Annotated in this window: 18 protein-coding genes; 5 read left to right on the plus strand and 13 right to left on the minus strand. The window is 61.1% G+C overall.

Going from position 1 to position 17,397, the window contains the following annotated elements:
* Nucleotides 1-29 precede the first annotated feature (29 nt).
* From KOL70_RS19175 to KOL70_RS19185, 3 genes are all read right to left on the minus strand, one after another.
* The gene (locus KOL70_RS19175; RefSeq protein WP_215481362.1) at nucleotides 30-848 is read right to left on the minus strand and encodes an ABC transporter permease; all 819 of its coding nucleotides are present in this window, start codon (nucleotides 846-848) and stop codon (nucleotides 30-32) included.
* A gap of 1 nt (nucleotide 849) precedes the next feature.
* The gene (locus KOL70_RS19180; RefSeq protein ID WP_021509491.1) at nucleotides 850-1,704 is read right to left on the minus strand and encodes an ABC transporter permease; all 855 of its coding nucleotides are present in this window, start codon (nucleotides 1,702-1,704) and stop codon (nucleotides 850-852) included.
* 69 nt (nucleotides 1,705-1,773) lie between these two features.
* Nucleotides 1,774-2,805 (minus strand): ABC transporter substrate-binding protein, encoded by a 1,032-nt coding sequence (locus KOL70_RS19185; RefSeq protein WP_031280105.1) that lies wholly within the window; start codon nucleotides 2,803-2,805, stop codon nucleotides 1,774-1,776.
* A gap of 364 nt (nucleotides 2,806-3,169) precedes the next feature.
* Here KOL70_RS19185 and KOL70_RS19190 point away from each other — a divergent pair, with 364 nt between their 5' ends.
* Nucleotides 3,170-4,132 carry a LysR family transcriptional regulator gene (locus KOL70_RS19190; protein WP_021509493.1) on the plus strand — a complete coding sequence of 321 codons (963 nt, stop codon included), beginning with the start codon at nucleotides 3,170-3,172 and terminating at the stop codon, nucleotides 4,130-4,132.
* Nucleotides 4,133-4,137: 5 nt separating this feature from the next.
* Here the strand turns inward: KOL70_RS19190 and KOL70_RS19195 are convergent, their stop codons facing one another.
* From KOL70_RS19195 to KOL70_RS19235, 9 genes are all read right to left on the minus strand, one after another.
* Nucleotides 4,138-5,067: a glyoxylate/hydroxypyruvate reductase A gene (locus KOL70_RS19195; protein WP_193751887.1), complete on the minus strand. Its 930-nt coding sequence runs from the start codon at nucleotides 5,065-5,067 to the stop codon at nucleotides 4,138-4,140.
* Entirely contained in the window at nucleotides 5,064-5,510 is a 447-nt protein-coding gene (locus KOL70_RS19200; RefSeq protein WP_021509495.1) for a type II 3-dehydroquinate dehydratase, read from the minus strand. Before KOL70_RS19200 ends, KOL70_RS19195 begins: the two co-directional genes overlap by 4 nt.
* Before the next feature lie 10 nt (nucleotides 5,511-5,520).
* Entirely contained in the window at nucleotides 5,521-6,135 is a 615-nt protein-coding gene (locus tag KOL70_RS19205; RefSeq protein WP_058770555.1) for a glutathione S-transferase N-terminal domain-containing protein, read from the minus strand.
* Nucleotides 6,132-7,139: an NAD(P)H-quinone oxidoreductase gene (locus KOL70_RS19210; RefSeq protein ID WP_058770554.1), complete on the minus strand. Its 1,008-nt coding sequence runs from the start codon at nucleotides 7,137-7,139 to the stop codon at nucleotides 6,132-6,134. Before KOL70_RS19210 ends, KOL70_RS19205 begins: the two co-directional genes overlap by 4 nt.
* Before the next feature lie 3 nt (nucleotides 7,140-7,142).
* Nucleotides 7,143-8,285 carry an ABC transporter ATP-binding protein gene (locus tag KOL70_RS19215; protein WP_021509498.1) on the minus strand — a complete coding sequence of 381 codons (1,143 nt, stop codon included), beginning with the start codon at nucleotides 8,283-8,285 and terminating at the stop codon, nucleotides 7,143-7,145.
* Between the two features lie 38 nt (nucleotides 8,286-8,323).
* Nucleotides 8,324-9,475 (minus strand): acetylornithine deacetylase, encoded by a 1,152-nt coding sequence (argE, locus tag KOL70_RS19220; protein ID WP_152390805.1) that lies wholly within the window; start codon nucleotides 9,473-9,475, stop codon nucleotides 8,324-8,326.
* A 15-nt stretch (nucleotides 9,476-9,490) separates the two neighbouring features.
* Entirely contained in the window at nucleotides 9,491-10,165 is a 675-nt protein-coding gene (locus tag KOL70_RS19225; protein WP_211727482.1) for a DUF1028 domain-containing protein, read from the minus strand.
* A 13-nt stretch (nucleotides 10,166-10,178) separates the two neighbouring features.
* Nucleotides 10,179-10,604, minus strand: coding sequence for a RidA family protein (locus KOL70_RS19230; protein WP_021509501.1), 426 nt, complete (start codon nucleotides 10,602-10,604; stop codon nucleotides 10,179-10,181).
* Between the two features lie 147 nt (nucleotides 10,605-10,751).
* The gene (locus tag KOL70_RS19235; RefSeq protein WP_021509502.1) at nucleotides 10,752-11,465 is read right to left on the minus strand and encodes an IclR family transcriptional regulator; all 714 of its coding nucleotides are present in this window, start codon (nucleotides 11,463-11,465) and stop codon (nucleotides 10,752-10,754) included.
* Between the two features lie 170 nt (nucleotides 11,466-11,635).
* Here KOL70_RS19235 and KOL70_RS19240 point away from each other — a divergent pair, with 170 nt between their 5' ends.
* The 4 genes from KOL70_RS19240 to KOL70_RS19255 are packed head-to-tail and all read left to right on the plus strand — an operon-like array spanning nucleotide 11,636 to nucleotide 15,601.
* Nucleotides 11,636-12,328, plus strand: a complete 693-nt coding sequence (locus KOL70_RS19240; RefSeq protein WP_211727481.1) for an RraA family protein — start codon at nucleotides 11,636-11,638, stop codon at nucleotides 12,326-12,328.
* On the plus strand, nucleotides 12,328-13,266 hold the full coding sequence (locus KOL70_RS19245) for a hydroxyacid dehydrogenase (RefSeq protein ID WP_104187238.1): 939 nt from the start codon (nucleotides 12,328-12,330) through the stop codon (nucleotides 13,264-13,266). Before KOL70_RS19240 ends, KOL70_RS19245 begins: the two co-directional genes overlap by 1 nt.
* Entirely contained in the window at nucleotides 13,263-14,195 is a 933-nt protein-coding gene (locus KOL70_RS19250) for an SMP-30/gluconolactonase/LRE family protein (protein WP_021509505.1), read from the plus strand. Before KOL70_RS19245 ends, KOL70_RS19250 begins: the two co-directional genes overlap by 4 nt.
* A 38-nt stretch (nucleotides 14,196-14,233) precedes the next feature.
* Nucleotides 14,234-15,601 (plus strand): MFS transporter, encoded by a 1,368-nt coding sequence (locus tag KOL70_RS19255; RefSeq protein WP_058775064.1) that lies wholly within the window; start codon nucleotides 14,234-14,236, stop codon nucleotides 15,599-15,601.
* 123 nt (nucleotides 15,602-15,724) lie between these two features.
* Here KOL70_RS19255 and KOL70_RS19260 read toward each other — a convergent pair whose 3' ends face one another.
* Entirely contained in the window at nucleotides 15,725-17,065 is a 1,341-nt protein-coding gene (locus tag KOL70_RS19260) for an MFS transporter (RefSeq protein ID WP_021509507.1), read from the minus strand.
* Between the last annotated feature and the right edge of the window lie 332 nt (nucleotides 17,066-17,397).

Consider the following 17,397-nt stretch of genomic DNA (forward strand, 5'->3'; position numbering starts at 1 on the left):
TTTAACGGCGGCTTAATGGCACAGCGAAATTAATGCCCGGCCTCAACGTTTAATATTTTCCCCAGCCCGAAAAACTTATTGGCGATAATTAACATCGCGGCGGTCACCACAATATAAATAACCGACAGCGCCGCCAGCGTCGGGTCGGCAAATTCACGCACGAAGTTGTACATCGCCACCGGCAGCGTCTGCGTCGCCTGAGTGGTAATAAACAGCGAGGCGGTAAATTCATTGAATGAGAGAATCGCGGCGAACAGCCAGCCACCAAACAGGCCCGGCAGAATTAGCGGCACGGTAATGGTCCATACCACGCGCAGCGGCGATGCGCCGAGGCTGGCCGCCGCCAGTTCTATCCGCTGCTCGAGATTTTTCAGCGATACATAGACGCTGCGCAGCACGAACGGCAGCACCAGCACCACGTGGCAGAAAATCACCAGTGCGTAGCCGCGTCCCAGGTTGAGCTGCGACACCAGCATCAGCAGGCCGAGGCCAATAGTGAAATGCGGAATAAACAGCGGCGACAGCAGAATGCTCTCCAGCACCTGTTTGCAGGGAAAGCGATAGCGCTCAATGGCAATCGCCAGAGTGGCACCGATGACCACCGCCAGCGTTGACGCCCATGCTGTGACAATCAGTCCGGACCAGAAGCCGTGACGAAAATCGTCGTAGCTCAGCGCCCGCTCAAACCAGCGCAGCGACCAGCCTTTCGGCGGGAAGAACAGCACGGAGGTGCTGCTGAACGACGAGATAAACACCACGACGGTGGGCAACATGACAAACGCCAGAATGGCGATCACCAGCAGTTTGCCCAGCAGCGCAATCAGTTTGTCGTTGTGAGAACGGGTCATATCAGTGCCCTCCCATGGCGTGCAGGAAGCGCGTCATGCGCTTCAGCGCCAGCAGCAGCAGAATGGTCAGCAGCAGGCCAGCAATGCTCAGCGCTGCGGCAAACGGGAAGTTCATCGAGGAGAAGCCCAGCTGATACACCAGCGTAGCCACGGTACTGACGCGTCCGCCGCCAATCAGTTGTGGCGTCGCGAAAGCGCTAAAGGTCCAGGCAAACGCGGTGGTCAGGCTGGCGATGATGCCAGGAATGGACAGCGGAATGGTCACCGTCAGCAGCGCGCGTACCGGCCCGGCACCAAGGCTGGTGGCGGCTTTTTCGTAGTCCGGATTGATGTGTGACAGCGCCGTCGCCAGCATCAGCACCATGATCGGCATGGTGACATGCACCAGCGCGACCACCACGCCGGTCTGGGTAAACATAAACTGGATTGGCTGGCTGATGATGCCCAGCGCCAGCAGCAGGCTATTAAGAAAGCCGCTGTTACCCAGCACGATAATCCACGAATAGGTGCGCACCACTTCCCCCAGAAACAGCGGGGTAATTGCGATGATCAGAATGGTGGATTTGATCCACGCGGTGCGGGTGCGCACCAGCGCATAGGCCAGTGGGTAACTCATCAGCAAACCAAACAGGGCCGTTTTGGCGCTGAGCAGCACGGTGTTGAGAAACGCGTCGCCGTAGATGCGTTTGAACAGGCCACTGAAATTGGCCAGCGTAAAGCCGCCGACATCCAGCGAGCCGGGGATGTACGCGCGCACGCTGAACTGCATCACCGCAAACATCGCGACGACCAGCCCCATCGCGGTCAGCGTGGCGGGAAGAATGAACCAGGGTAAAAATGTCGGTTTTTTCGTCATGGACGTTACTGCCTGCATAGGTGGTACCGGCTACGGCGAGGCACCCGCCCCGCCGCAGCACCAGGACAATCAGTGAGACATGATGTTTTCAGAGAACCATTGACGCCACTCGGCAGTTTTCTCCGCACGCAGTTGGGGATCGGTATTGATGGTGGCATTCCACTGCGCCGGCGTGGTCAGCATGCCTGGCAGCTTCGCCAGCTCCGGATCGATATGCGCGTTGGTCACCGTCGGGCTACCGCGATAGATCTTCGCCACCTGCTGCTGAATTTCCGGTTTCAGCGCGATGTTGATGAACTTGTACGCCAGATCGGTATGTTTGCTGCCTTTATTGATGCCGACGGTATCCACGCCGAGGATCGCGCCCTCTTTCGGTATCGCCAGCTTGATGTTGACCCCTTCCGCAATCATGCTGTAGGCGTTCATCGACAGCATCACCTGCACCGGCGTTTCTCCGGTGGAGATCAGCTGCTGGCTGTTGGCATCATCGGTGTAGAACGATTTGATGTTAGGAATCAGCGCTTTCAGCTTCGCCTGGCCCTGCTGCCAGTGCGCCGCATCGCTGCCGGAGAGTTTGGCGGCCACGGCGATGATGTGGCTCGGATCCCAGTCGGGCAGCGCCAGCGTGCCTTTCAGCTCCGGCTTCCACAGGTCGTTCCAGCTGGTGAAGGTTTCCCCTTTCGGCACCAGATCCGGACGGTAGCCAATGGTGTAGACGTAGCCCCACACGCCCAGATGATACGGGCTGACTTTCGCCTGCTGCACCAAGTTGACCGCGTTAGGAATTTTGCTCATGTCGAGCTTCTCGAACAGGCCGCTGTTGGCATACAGATAGCCGACGTGCGCGGTGGTGAAGGTCACGTCAGTTTCCGGCGAACCGCCCGCCAGTTTGGCTTTGTTGAGGCGATCGATGGTGCCGCCGGTGACGAACTGCACTTCGACGCCGGTCTCTTTGGTGAACTCTTTAGCGATGGTTTGATCGATCAGATCTTTAAAGCTGCCGCCCCAGGTGCTGACAATCAGCTTGTCGGCGGCCATGGCATTCCCTGCGCTCAGAATTCCCGTGGTTAACAACGTTAAGGCACACATCTTACGCAACATATTTTTGTCCCCAGTGAATGAAAAGGCTGTTATCGCTGCTCTGAACCACCGTTGATTCGCCACGGCGCGCTGCGCCAAAACAGTGCGAAAGTGAAAAGCAGGTGTCACAGCGATTCTGCCGCTGGCCGCTGCTGCGGTAAAACAGCCTTTTCCTCGCCGTTGCATCGGAATTTCTGACGCTAAAAAAGTCGCTGCTTTGCAACGGATTTTCTTAAGCCTTAGTGAGGCAGAAGCGAATGGGCGTGAAGCGTCAGGCAGGGGATTATGCTGCTATTCGCTGTCCGGCATGATAAATGCATGGAAACAGGGGTAAATAGAAAAGCCGGCGCGACAAGATCGCGCTGGCGACACCAGGAGAATCTGCATGCTCAGTCGCATCACCCAGCGCCAGCTGGAATACTTCGTCGCGTCCGGCGAAGCCGGCAGCATTATTGGCGCATCCGAACGTATTCACGTGTCGTCACCGTCGATCTCGGCCGCCATTACCCACATCGAATCCGAGCTGGGGGTGCAGCTGTTTGTGCGCCACCACGCGCAGGGCGTGTCGCTCACCGCCATTGGCCATCAGGTATTAAAAGAGGCGAAGCTGATTCTGGAACAGATGTCGAATCTGTATACCATCGCCTCTGAGTCGCTGAACAACGTGCGCGGCCCGCTGCGCGTCGGCTGTCTCGACACGCTGGCCCCGATGCTGACGCCGGAGCTGGTGTTTGGCTTTGGCCGTGCCTTCCCCGGCGTGCGCATCACGCTGGTGGAGGGCAATCATGAACAGCTGCTGAAACAGCTGCGCGCCGCCGATATCGATATCGCGCTGACCTACGATCTGGTGCCAGCCAGCGACATCGCGTTTCAGTCGCTGGCACAGCTGCCGCCGTATGTGATGGTCGGCGAACATCACCCGTTTGCCAGTCAGTCTGCGGTGACCATTCAGGATCTCGCTACGGTGCCGATGGTGCTGCTGGATATGCCGTGGAGCCGCGAATATTTTCTCAGCCTGTTTAGCGAAGCAGGCGTTACGCCCAACATTGTAATGCGCTCCGGCAATATGGAAGTGGTACGCGCGATGGTGGCCAACGGCGTGGGATTTGGCATCGCCAATGTGCGGCCCAAAGCCAATCTGTCGCAGGATGGCAAACGGGTGATCCGCGTGCGCCTTGCCGGCGTGAACCGGCCGATGTTGCTGGGATACGCCACGGTGGCCCACGTGCAGCAGTCGATGGTGGTCAACGCCTTCGCCGAACGCTGCCGCATGTTTATCTCCGATCAATACATTCCCGGCATGGCCGCGCCAAGCTACTTCGACCCGCAGGTGGTGCGCGTCGCCTGACGCGCTCAGTAACCCCGCGCGGGAAACACCTGGTTGAGCACCGGCTCGCCGCGCATCACTCGCTGGATGTTATCAGCCACCTGACGCGCGGCGCTGGCCGGGATCGCCACCGACGCCAGATGCGGCGTGATCAGCACATTCTCCATGCCCCACAGCGCATCGTCGGGCGGCAGCGGCTCGCGATCAAACACGTCTAATGTGGCGTGCCCGATCTGTCCGCTCTGCAGCGCCGCGGTCAGCGCGGGCTGATCGACAATCGCGCCACGCGACACGTTGATCAGCGCGCAGCCCGGCGGCAATCGCGCCAGACGCTGCGCATCCAGCAAACCGTGGGTTTCCGGCGTGAGCGGCAGCATCACCACCAGAATGTCGCTGCTGGCCAGAAACGCATCCAGCGCCTGCGCACCGCTGACGCAGTGAATGCCGTCCAGCGCTTTGGGCGACCGCGACCAGCCGCGCACGTCAAAGCCCTGACGCGCCAGCTCGCGCGCCGCATACGCACCCAGTTCGCCCAGCCCCAACACGCCCACGCGAATCGACGCCGGCTCGCGCGGATGCAGATAGTGCCAGCGATGTTCACGCTGTGCGCGCTCAAATGCCGGTATGTCACGCGCGTAACGCAGCACGGCAAACAGCACGTAACCGGCCATCATGCGCGCCATATCCGGGTCCGATAGCCGGACGATCGGGATGTCAGGCAGGTCGTCGCGCCCTACCAGCGAGTCGACGCCCGCGCCCAAATTCACCAGCAATTTCAGCTGGCGATACGGGGCAAAAAAGCCGCGCGGCGGCTTCCACGCCAGCGCAAACTGCACGCTATCGGCATCCGCAACCTGATCGGCACGGCAGATAGCGACATCCGGTAACTGCGGTGCCAGCAGCGCCGACCACGCCTCAAAGCTGTCGAACTCGCTGTAAAACACCAGAGTCGTCATGCGCTGGGCTCCTGAAGCAGCGTCGCCAGCGCATCGATAGCCAGTTCATAACCCAGCGCGCCCAGCCCGGCGATCACGCCGGTGGCGGCTTTCGATACCAGCGACTGATGACGAAACGGCTCGCGCTGCCAGAGATTGCTCATGTGCGCTTCGATGATCGGGCCATCAAACATCAGCAGCGCATCCAGAATCGGTACCGAGCGATACGACAACCCGGCGGCATTGATGATCAGCCCGTTTGCCTGCTGGCGCGCTTCCTGAATCCAGTCCACCAGCACCCCTTCATGATTGCTCTGACGAAACTGCAGCCTGAGGCCGTGCGCGTCGGCGCGCCGCTGACAGCGCTCGCCGATGCTGGCGAAACTGTCGCTGCCATAAGTACCGTGGCGATCCATGCCGTACAGATTGGCATTCGGCCCATTGAGAAAGAAAATCTGAGACATTGCGGCTCCGTTACAGGTGTGGGCGCGTCGCGGCCATCGCCGGGTGCGCGTCAAAGAGAGCAAACCAGGCGGCGCTCTGCGGATGCGTGGCGCGCCAGTTGAGTTCAGCAAAACGGAAGTCGAGGTAGCCCAATCCGCAGCCGATGGCGATCAACCCGAGATCGTCGGGCGTGCGGCTGAACTGCGCCGCCTGCTGCTCAATGGCCGCCAGCGCGGCCGCCACTTTAGTCAGCTGCGCGTCACGCCACGCTGACCACTGCTTTTCCGGCGGACGAGCGCTGGTTTCGTAGCGCGCCAGCAGCGCGGCATCCAGCAGCCCATCACCCAGCGCCTGGCGCGTGAGGCACAGCCAGCGTGCCTCGCCGTCTGCCGGCAGCAACTGGCCCGCGGCGCGCTGGTTAAGGTATTCGCAGATCACCCGGCTGTCGTATAAACATAGTCCCTGTTCGGTGCGCAGCGCCGGCACTTTAGCCAGCGGATTAAACGCGGCAATGCGCGCATCGCGCTCAATGGGGTGCGCCGCCGACGCCAGCAGAGTGATCTCCGGCGCCAGATCCAGCAGCCGGGCGCACACCATCACTTTTCGCACGTAAGCCGAGGTAGAGGCGTAATAGAGTTCCATCATGGCATGGCCTCCGCATCTGGCAGCAGCAGCACTTTGCCGATATTGGCATTGGCTTCAAGGATGCGGTGCGCCTGCGCGGCGGCCGTCAGTGGCAATCGCTGATGCACGCGCGGCGTGATGCGCCCGGCGGCCAGTAAAGGCAGCAGATGGGCGCGCACGCGCTGCGCCAGACGCGCTTTTTCCGCCGCGCTTTTCGGTCGCAGCGTGGAAGAGGTCAGGCTTAAGCCCTTGCGCATGATCAGCTGTAAATCGATCTCCACCGTGGCCCGCTGCATAAAGGCGAGGCTGACGTGCCGCCCGCCCGCTGCCAGCACGCTGAGGTTGCGCGCAATGTAGTCGCCGCCGACGTTATCCAGCACCACATCCACGCCGCGTTCCCGGGTCAGCGTCTGAATCACCGCCACAAAATCTTCGCTATGGCGATCGATGGCGCGCCACACGCCCAGCTGCTGCAGCGCGGCAATTTTTTCCGCACCGCCGGCGGTGGCAATCACCCGCGCGCCACAAGCCTGGGCGCACTGGATCGCCAGCGTGCCCACGCCGCTGGCCGCGCCGTGAATCAGCACGCTGTCGCCCGGCATCAGACGGCCCAGCTCAAACAGGTTGTGCCAGACGGTAAACGCGGCTTCGGGAAACCCCGCCGCGTGGCTGAGCGGCAGCGTGTCCGGCACCGGCAGGCACAGGTCGGCGCGCGCCACGCAGTATTGTGCATAACCGCCGCCGCTCAGCAGCGCCATCACCGCCATGCCCGGCTGCAGTTCGCTGACGCCTGCGCCGAGCGCAACGATGACGCCCGCCGCTTCCAGCCCGAGGATATCGCTGCAGCCTGGCGGCGGTGGCATGCCGTTGCGCTGCAGAATATCGGGCCGGTTAACCCCTGCGCTGACGACGCGCAGCAGCACTTCGCCCGGTCCCGGCTGCGGCACCGGGCGCTGCACCGCAGTCAGCACCTCTGCACCACCCGGCTGTGCGGCGATGATCGCCGTCATGGTTTCCGTTGCCATGCGTTAACCCTGTGCGTCGCTGGCGAAGGCGCAAACGCCCTCGTCATCAAACGTCAGCCCCACCACGCTGCCGACCGGCCAGCGCGTCAGCGCCTCCAGTCCGGACTGACGGGCAAACAGTGAGGCACTGCCGAGCGCCGGAATGTCGAGGTGCACGTCAACGTGATCGCCCTGAAACACGTGCGTCAGCACCGTGGCGCTGAGCAGTGCCTGCGGACCAAGCGGCGCCAGCTGCACATTTTCCGGACGCACATACACATCGAGCCGGTCGCCGACGCTGGCCTGCACTCGTTTGGCCGGCAGGCGCAGCGTGTTGCCGCCCAGCTCCAGCAGCGCGCTGGTGTCGCGGCCGGCGTAGCGGCCCGGCAAAATGTTCACGTCACCAACGAAGCTGGCGACAAACGGATCCTGCGGGCGGCGATAGATCTCATCCGGCGGACCGATCTGGCGCACGTGCCCGGCCGACATCACTACCACGCGGTCGCTCATGCTCAGCGCTTCGCCCTGATCGTGGGTAACAAAGACCGTGGTCACGCCGAGTTTGCGCTGAATCGCTTTCAGCTCGACCTGCATGGATAAACGCAAATTTTTGTCCAGTGCGGAGAACGGCTCATCCAGCAGCAGCACTTTGGGGCGAATCACCAGCGCACGCGCCAGCGCCACGCGCTGCTGCTGCCCGCCGGACAGTTCACGCGGCTTGCGCTGGCCGTAACCCGCCAGCTTCACCAGCGCCAGCGCCTGCCCGACCCGCTCGGCGATTTCCGCTTTCGGCACGCCGCGCATACGCAAGCCGTAGCCGACGTTTTTCTCCACCGTCATGTGCGGAAACAGCGCGTAGTTCTGAAACACGATGCCGATCTCGCGCTGATAGGGCGGGATTTCCGTTACCAGTTCGCCATCGATAAAAATCTCACCGCCGTCGGCTTCGGCAAAGCCGGCCATCAGGTTCAGCAGCGTGGTTTTACCGCAGCCGGACGGGCCGAGCAGCGTAATGAACTCACCTTCGTGGATGGTGAGAGAAATTTTATGCAGCGCGATGGCATCACCAAAGCGCTTCAGGACGCCATCCAACTGCACCGCCACGTTGGCCTTATGCGGTGCCGATGACAGCGGCTGCGGAAACGGGGTTACTTCTGCACTGACCATACAATCTCCGGATTCGGACGGGGTGGCTCGTCGCGGGTTCATTCGCACATCCAGGTCGCCAGCCGGCGTAACAGGCTGTCACAGGCGTCCAGCTGTGCGAGGGTGATAAATTCGTCGGGCTTATGGCCCTGCTCCATACTGCCGGGACCGCACACCACACAGGGGATGCCGGCGGCGGCAAACAGTCCGCCTTCAGTGCCAAACGCCACGGTGCCGAAGCTGTCGCTGCCGCTCAGCCGGGCAATCAGCTGTGCCGCGGCACTGTGCGCGGCGGTATCCAGTCCTGGATAGGCGCTGAGCGGCGAGAAGCGGATGGCGCTGGCGGGCTGCACCGCGCGCATCTGCGGCTCCAGCGTCTGCTGCGCATACGCCACCAGCTCCTCTGCCACCTGCTGCGCATCCTCCTGCGGCAGCGTGCGCACTTCGAAATCAAAACTGCAGGCGTCGGGCACGATGTTCAGCGCGCGTCCGCCGTGGATCACCCCGGTTTGCACGGTGGTAAATGGCGGATCAAAGCGCGCATCCTGTCGTTCCGGCGCCGCCAGACGTTCACCGATGACGGTTAAGCGCTGGATCAGCTTCGCGGCGTATTCAATCGCATTGACGCCCTGCGGCGCGTACGCCGAGTGGCAGGCCGCGCCCTGCACTTCGCAGCGCATTGCCAGCTTGCCTTTGTGGCCCAGCACCGGACGCAGTTCTGTCGGCTCGCCAATCAGGCAGATTGCCGGTCGATCGCTGCGCTGCGCCAGCGCCTTCACCAGCGAGCGCACGCCGAGGCAACCCACCTCTTCGTCATAGGAGATAGCCAGATGCAGCGGCTGACGCAGCGGCTGGGCGAGAAAATGCGGCACGGCAGCCAGCATGCAGGCGAGGAAGCCTTTCATGTCTGCCGTGCCGCGTCCGTACAGCTTGCCGTCGCGTTCGGTGAGCGCAAACGGCGGCACCGTCCACGTCTGGCCATCAACCGGCACCACATCGCTGTGGCCCGATAGCATCACCCCGCCGCTGCCGGCTGGCCCGAGCCGCGCATAGAGATTGGCCTTGCTGCGTTCTGCGTTGTGCATCAGTTCACAGGTCACGCCCAGCCCGCTAAGGTAGCGCCAGCAGAAATCGATCAGCGCGAGATTGGATTCGCGGCTGGTGGTATCGAAAGCCACCAGGTGTTCGAGCAGGTTACGGCTGGTCAGCATCGCGTCTCCTCTCGCTTATTCATCGCCCGGCACGCCGTAACGGGGTGCCAGCGTGGGATTGAGCGCGCGCGTCAGGTAATCCTGCATCTGCGGCTGATAGGCCAGCCACAGCTGATGAAGTTCTGCGATGGGATCGCCCTCCGTCCAGTCAACGCGCAGATCAACCAGCGGCCACGACGGTTCGCCCACCACTGCCAGCGCCGCCGAATGAACCGGCCCGGCTTCGCCTCCGGCGGCCATCCCGGCCTGCATGGCCGCGATTAACCGTCCGGCCAGTTCGCCCGGCTGCTGCGTAAACGCACTGACCATCGCCGCAATCACCTCGGGATTCGCCAGCAAATTACCGGCCGCTACGCAGTCGCTGCCGCACAGCGCGTGATTCACTCCCAGCGTGTGCGTTCCGCTGAAGCAGGCACTGCTGCCGTCGGCCGCCAGCACCGTAAGCTGGCGATAATCAAAAAAGTCATCGCTGGCAAGACCGCTCTGCAGCGCCTGCTGCGCCGTCTCGCCCTGACTCAGCCGATCAAGGATGCGCGGCCCCAGCGCCGGCAGCGTGATGTTCTGTGTGGAGACCGCGCCGACGCCGGCGCGCAGCCACGGACAGCGTGCGCCGACCGCAATACTCGACGAGCTGACCGCGATGCCCAGCTGGCCGGTTTGCGCGCAGCGTCCAACAATCGATAACGTCATGATGCGGCGCTCCTTATTGTGGCTGCCAGTCGTCGGGGATTACCGCAATCACGTCGATCTCCATCAGCCATTGCGGCTGGCCCAGTCCCGAGATCACCAGACCGGTGGAAATGGGAAACACACCTTTCAGCCACTTGCCCACCACCTGATACACCGGCTCGCGATAGCGCGGGTCGATGATGTAGGTGGTGGTTTTCACGATGTGCGACAGGTCGCTGCCCGCTTCTTCGAGCAGTTGCTTCACGTTTTTCATCGCCTGCTCGGCCTGCGCTGCCGGATCGCCCAGCCCCACCAGGTTGCCTTCGAAGTCGGTGCCAATCTGGCCACGCACGTAAACGGTGTTGCCGGCGCGCACGGCCTGACACAGATCGTTGTCCAGCGACTGATTAGGATAGGTATCTTTGGTGTTGAATTTGCGGATGCGGGTATGGGTGCTCATGATGCCTGCCAGCGTTTAATTGGTTTCCGCAAGGTATACCGGGCTTAGCGCAGCAGGGAAAACAGCATTAACTGAGGTGTTGCTTTGAAAAATCCGAAGGAGTGCGGCAGGCCTGCTGGCCCGCCGATGAGTGATTAATGCGCAGCCTTATTTAGCCGCATAAACCGCATCACAAAATGCTTTGCGCGCGCCCAGTTTGGCTGACAGGCGTGCAGCCGCTTCGCGCATCAACACGCCTAACTCTTCATCTTTGCGATTCAGCGTCAGACGCGAAACCGGGCCCGTCAGCGCCAGCGCAGCGGTTAGCCGATCATTTTCGGCGAATACCGGTACGGCAAAGGCCGCGATGTGCGGATCGCGCGCGCCTGAGCTGAATATAGGCAGCGACGGCAGCGCATCGAAGAGATTTTCATTCATACCCCAGAAACGCAGCACCTTACTGATGGCTGAGTTATCGAGCGGAAAAATCGTCCCCGGCAGGCGCGTATGACGCAGGCCATCAGACGATTCAGCACGAAACAGGCACAGACGCTGGCCGTTATCCAGTACGTACCAGCTGGCGCTCTCGTTGGTCGCCGTTGCCAGTGCCTGCAATTCCGGCTGCACCACGCTGGCCAGATGGAATGATTGCTCATAAAGCTTGCCGAGGTATAACAGACGCGGGCCGAGCGTGTAGACCCCGCTGTCACTGCGCACCACATAGCCCATCCTTTCCAGCGAGTTCATCAGACGATAGACAGTGGTTTTGTGATAGCCGGAAAGCTGCGACAGCGCAGTCAGCGACAGGCTCTCTTCGCCCGGCTTAAAACAATCCAGCAGGGACAACGCCTTCTCCACCGCATTAACGCCTTCATTTCCCATTTTTTCCTCCTGATTTGTGCCGTCCTGAGTGTACCTGAAAACTGTGAGTCACATCGTGTTTACATCACAAACACCTTCGTAACACTGGCATGCGGCGTCAGATCGTCGATATAGTTGTTTTATATTGTACAACATTGTTGTACCAGGTAAAACAAACCATGAGGTGAATTATGTCTGTTTCTGCAAATAACCTGATCAACCGCAACATTGAGCGCGTCAGCGCCCTGTCCGTCAGCCAGGCCGCCGCATTCCAGGCGGCGATTCTGGCCGATGTCGCCGGTCGTCGCGGCACCCTGCATGGCCGCGTTAAACCACTGTCGCCGCAGATGAAAGTCGCCGGGCCGGCCATCACGGTGGAAGTCCGTCCGGGCGATAACCTGGCGATTCACGCGGCGCTGGCTATCGCCCAGCCGGGTGATGTGCTGGTAGTAGACGGCAAAGGCGACATCAGTTGCGCGCTGCTGGGTGAAATCATGGCAACCCAGGCCGAAGCGTCCGGCATCGCCGGCATCATCATTGATGGCGCGGTGCGTGATGCTGACGCCCTCGCGCAGGGCAGCTATCCGGTGTTTGCTGCCGGCCTCAACCCGAGCGGCCCCACCAAAAGTATTCCCGGACGCGTGAACCATCCGGTGTCGGTGGCCGGTGCGCCGATTGAGCCGGGCGACCTGGTGGTCGGCGATGCCGATGGCGTGGTGGTGATCGCTAAACAGGATGTGGAACGCATCATTGCCCTGGCGGCGAAGAAGCTGGACGCCGAAACGCGCCGCATCGCGGGTATTAAGCAGGGCGATTTACGTCCGGGCTGGCTGGAAGGTGCTCTGCGCGCGGCGGGTATGTTAGCAGAAGGAGAATCTCTGTAATGAGCAACGTAAAAACTATCCTCATCACCGGCAGCGACCTGGCTGCTGAAGCCGTCGAGCTGCTGCAGGACTATCAGCTGATTTATGCCGGACGCCAGCCGCAGGAAGCCGATTTGATCGCGCTGTGTGAGCGCCATAATCCTCAGGCGATCATCGTACGTTACGGCAAAATCAACGGGCGCATCATGGACGCCGCGCCGGCGCTGCGCGTGATCTCCAAGCACGGCAGCGGTATCGACGTTATCGATCAGCAGGCGGCGGCGGAACGCCAGATTGCGGTCCGCGCGGCAGTGGGTGCCAATGCCGCCGCCGTGTCGGAGCATGCGTGGGCGCTGATCCTCGCCTGTGCTAAATCCGTGCCGCAGCTGGACCGCCGGATGCGCGACGGACACTGGGATAAAGCGCAGCATAAATCGCTGGAGCTGGAAGGACGCACGCTCGGCCTGGTCGGTCTGGGTGCCATCGGCAGCCGCGTGGCGCGCATTGGCCAGGCCTTCGGTATGCAGGTGCTGGCCTACGATCCTTATGCGCAAACCTTGCCGGCTGGCTGTGAAGCGGTTGAATCACTGGATGAACTGTACAGCCGTGCCGATGTGGTGTCGCTGCACTGTCCGCTGACGGACAGCAATCACCAGATGATCAACGCGGCCGCCCTTGCCCGTTTCAAGCCTGGCGCGATTCTGGTCAACACCGCACGCGGCGGACTGATTGACGATCAGGCGGTGGCGACCGCGCTGCAAAACGGCACGCTGCGTGCCGCCGGACTGGACAGCTTCACCAGCGAGCCGCTGACTGCACCGCATCTGTGGCAGTCGCTCAACAATGTGATTATTACGCCGCACATTGGTGGCGTGAGCGACAATGCTTACGTGCGCATGGGCACCGGTGCCGCGCGCAACGCGTTGCAGGTTCTGCAGGAGCAGGAGGCGGTATCATGACCGTGCTCACCGTACCGGAGGTGCGCGAGTTAACGCTGTTTTCGCGCCTGCCTGAAGCGTTTCGCCGGCCGGACGCCGGCAATGTCTGGGCTGCCGCCAATCGCGGCGGCCAGCTTACCGACTCCTTTCTCGAAGGCCCGGTGTGGCATCCCTCCGGCTGTCTGTATGTCACCGACATTCCCTATGGCCGCATCTTTCGCGTCGATATGAGCGGCAACTGGGAGCTGGTGGTGCAGTATGACGGTGAGCCCAACGGCATGAAGCTGACCGATCCGGACACGCTGATCATCACCGATTACCGTAACGGCCTGATGAAGCTGTCAATCAGCAGCGCCACTATCACGCCGTGGCTGACGCGGCGTAACAGCGAAAGCTTTCGCGGCGTTAACGATTTAACCCCCGACAGCCGCGGCAATCTCTATTTCACCGATCAGGGCCAGACCGGGCTGCACGATGCCAGCGGACGCGTCTATCGGCTCAGCCCGGATGGCCGGCTGGATCTGCTGCTGGATAACTGCCCGAGCCCGAACGGCCTGGTTCTGTCGCCGGATGAGAAAATCCTCTACGTGGCGATGACGCGCGGCAACTGCGTGTGGCGCGTGCCGTTGCTGGCGGATGGTTCGGTGAGCAAAGTTGGACTGTTCTTTACCTCGCACGGACCCAGCGGGCCGGACGGGCTGACCATCAATCAGCGCGGCGAACTGCTGATCGCCAATCCCGGCCTGGGGCGCGTCTGGCGTCTTAACGATCTGGCTGAACCGGAAGAGATTCTGCTCAGTCCGCTGGGTCGCTCCACCACCAACCTGTGCTTCGGCGGGGCCGACCTTAACCAGCTGTTTATCACCGAATCGGTCAGCGGCAGCATCCTGACCTGTACCCAGAACACGCCAGGCCGCGCGTTGCCGGCCATCGATACCTCGTTTCTCTGACTACAACTCTGCGTCATCCGAACGCACCGGAGATTACTATGACCCTGCACTCAACATCCAGCCCTGCGCCGGCTCAGCCGGCTGCGGTGCCACCCCGCCATGAAACGCTCAGTGAACAGGATTTCCAGGACAGTGAGCAGGCGGCCGCCAAAGCCTTTCGTCGCATTCTGCCGTTTATCTTTATCTGCTATGTGGTCAGCTACCTTGACCGCACCAACGTCAGCTTTGCTGCGCTGGGCATGAACGCCGATCTCGGCATCACCGCCGAACAGTTTGGCTTCGGCGCAGGCATGTTTTTTATCGGCTATTTCCTGTTTGAAATTCCCAGCAACCTGATCATGCAAAAAGTGGGCGCGCGCATCTGGATCGCGCGCATCATGATTTCGTGGGGATTGATTTCGATGGCGACCGCGTTCATCAGTGGCCCCGTCAGCTTTGCCGTTGCGCGCTTCTGTCTCGGCGTAGCAGAGGCCGGCTTTACCCCCGGCATCTATCTGTTCTTTACCTACTGGTTCCCCGGCAGCTGGCGCGCCAAAATCACCGCCGCGTTCCTGGTCGGCATTCCGGTGGCCAATATCATCGGCTCACCGATTTCCGGCGCGCTGATGCAGATCACCGGCCATGAGCATATCCGTAACTGGCAGTGGCTGCTGTTGATTGAAGGCTTACCGGCGGTGATCCTCGGCGTCATGTGCCTGTTTGTGCTGAGCGACCGGCCGGAGAAAGCGCGCTGGCTGGCGCCGCGTGAACAGCAGTTGCTGAGCCGCCGGCTGGCCGATGAGCAGCAGCAAATCGCGGCAACGCACGGTTCCCAGATGCGCGACGCGCTGCGCAATCCGCTGCTGTATCTGCTGGCGTTTATTAACTTTTGCGGCATTGTGGGTTCGATCGGCGTGGGACTGTGGATGCCGCAGATCATCAAACAGCTCGGCGTGAGCCATACGGCAACCGGCTTTCTTGCCGCGCTGCCCTATGTCTGCGGTGCCGTGAGCATGCTGTTGTGGGCGCGCCGCGCTAATGCATCAGCGCACCGTATTCGCTGGATCAGCGGCGCGCTGGTAATCGCCGCCTTAGCCCTGATGTGCAGCGCGCTGAGCGATGCGCCGGTGATCAAAATGCTGGCGCTGTGCTGCACCGTCAGCGGTATTCTGGCGTTTCAGGCCTCGTTCTGGGCGCTGCCTTCCGGCTTTTTAACCGGCAATGCCGCGGCAGGCGGCTTAGCCATGATTGTCTCGATTGGTAATCTCGGCGGCTTCTTCGGCCCGTCGCTGATCGGCTATGTGCGTCAGTCTACCGGCGGCTTTATGTGGGCGCTGCTGGCGGTGGCGGCAGTCCTGATGATTGGCGCACTGGCGGTCGCCATGGTGAAAGATCCGTGGCGCCAGCGCAGCGCTGAGCAGAGATAATAACGCCGCGTTTCCCGGTGTGCCTGTGGCGCATCGGGAAACGGATGTTTTAGAGGATGAAAGCAGGATAACGTCAGACGTGATGAGCCAGATGCGTGCCCTCCCTGGCACAGGCTCATGAGATTATTTCCCGGTGCTGGCCACCGGCTGTTCCGCTTCAACGTGTAGCTTTTTGCTGCGTCCCATCAGCAATACCGCAATGCCGCCCGCCGCGCACAGCAGCGCCAGAGGAATCATCGCCATCGCATGGCTGCCGGTTTTCTCATTGATGATGCCGTAAACGTTCACCATCAGCCCGCCACCAATCAGGTTGGCCATCGCGCCGATAGCAGCCAGACCGGCCGCTGCGGTGGTTGAGGACATCCAGCCCGAGGCCAGCGCCCAGAACGGCCCTTTCATCGAGTAAGCACCAATCAGCACCAGTGACAGAATCACCACGCTGCCCGCCAGCGTATCGGTCAGGAAGGCCGCCAGCAGTCCACCGGCAATCAGGAACAGCGTCAGCGCGGTGTGCCAGCGACGCTCACCGCTGCGGTCAGAGCTGCGGCCCCAGACAATCATCAGAATCGATGCCAGACCGTACGGGATCGCATTCATCAAACCGGTGGTGAAGTTATCCAGGCCAAATGATTTCAGCAGCTGCGGTGACCAGACGCTCAGCGTCGAACCCGCTGCCGACGCGCCGGCGTAAATCAGCGCCATCACCCAGATATGCTTGTGGCGCAGCAGCTGCCACAGGGTGATATGACCAATTGCTTTACGCTGGGCATTCTCTTCAGCCAGTTTGCCGCTCAGCCAGTTGCGCTGTTCGCTGGTCAGCCAGTGGGCATTTTCCGGACGGTTGCTGAGCAGGAAGAAAGCCAGCACCCCCAGCACAATCGCCGGGAATCCTTCGATGATAAACAGCCAGTGCCAGCCGCGCAGGCCGAACCAGCCGTCCATCGTCAGGATTGCGCCCGAGATCGGCGAGCCAATAAAGTTGGCTGCCGGGATCGCCACCATAAAGGTCGCAATCACGCGCGCGCGATATTTCGCCGGAATCCAGTAAGTCAGATATAGGATCACGCCGGGAAAGAAGCCGGCTTCGGCAGCGCCCAGCAGAAAGCGCAGCACGTACAGCATTTCCGCACTGCTGACGAACGCGGTGCACACCGAGACAATGCCCCAGGTCACCATGATGCGCGAAATCCAGATTTTGGCGCCAATCTTCTGCATCGCGAGGTTGCTTGGCACCTCAAACAGAAAATAGCCAACAAAAAACAGGCTGCTGGCCAGGCCAAACACCGCTTTGCTCAGCCCGAGGTCTTCATTCATTTGCAGGGACGCCATGCCGATGTTGCCGCGATCAATAATGGCGATCAGATAGCAGACGATCAGGAACGGCAGAATGCGCCAGATGACGCGTTTTACGGTCTGCTGCTCAATATCGGGCACAGCGGCCGCGCGGGTTATCTTGTCAGACATAGGGTTCCTCACAGAGTCATGGCTTAACGCAAATCGGCCAGTGTTGTTGTTTTACTCTGTACAACATGTGTGTACATAGTAAAACCATTATGTTTGGCCGCGCGACCCTGCGCAGAAAAATGTGTCCGGGCTGCGTGATTTGTCACAAAAAGGTAGCCAGTTGATTATGGATATGTGATGCAGCTGTCAGTTTCAGCTGCAGCACGGGAAAATACCAGCATTCATTCTGCCAGGCGACAGTGGAATTACTTTGCAACATCTTGCCATTTTCCCGCTACGTCATTCTGCGGTATACCCATTGCCTCACCGCGTAACGCGCTTATCAGGATGCA

The organism is Pantoea sp. B270 (assembly GCF_018726825.1).
GTDB classification, from domain to species: Bacteria; Pseudomonadota; Gammaproteobacteria; order Enterobacterales; family Enterobacteriaceae; genus Pantoea; species Pantoea dispersa.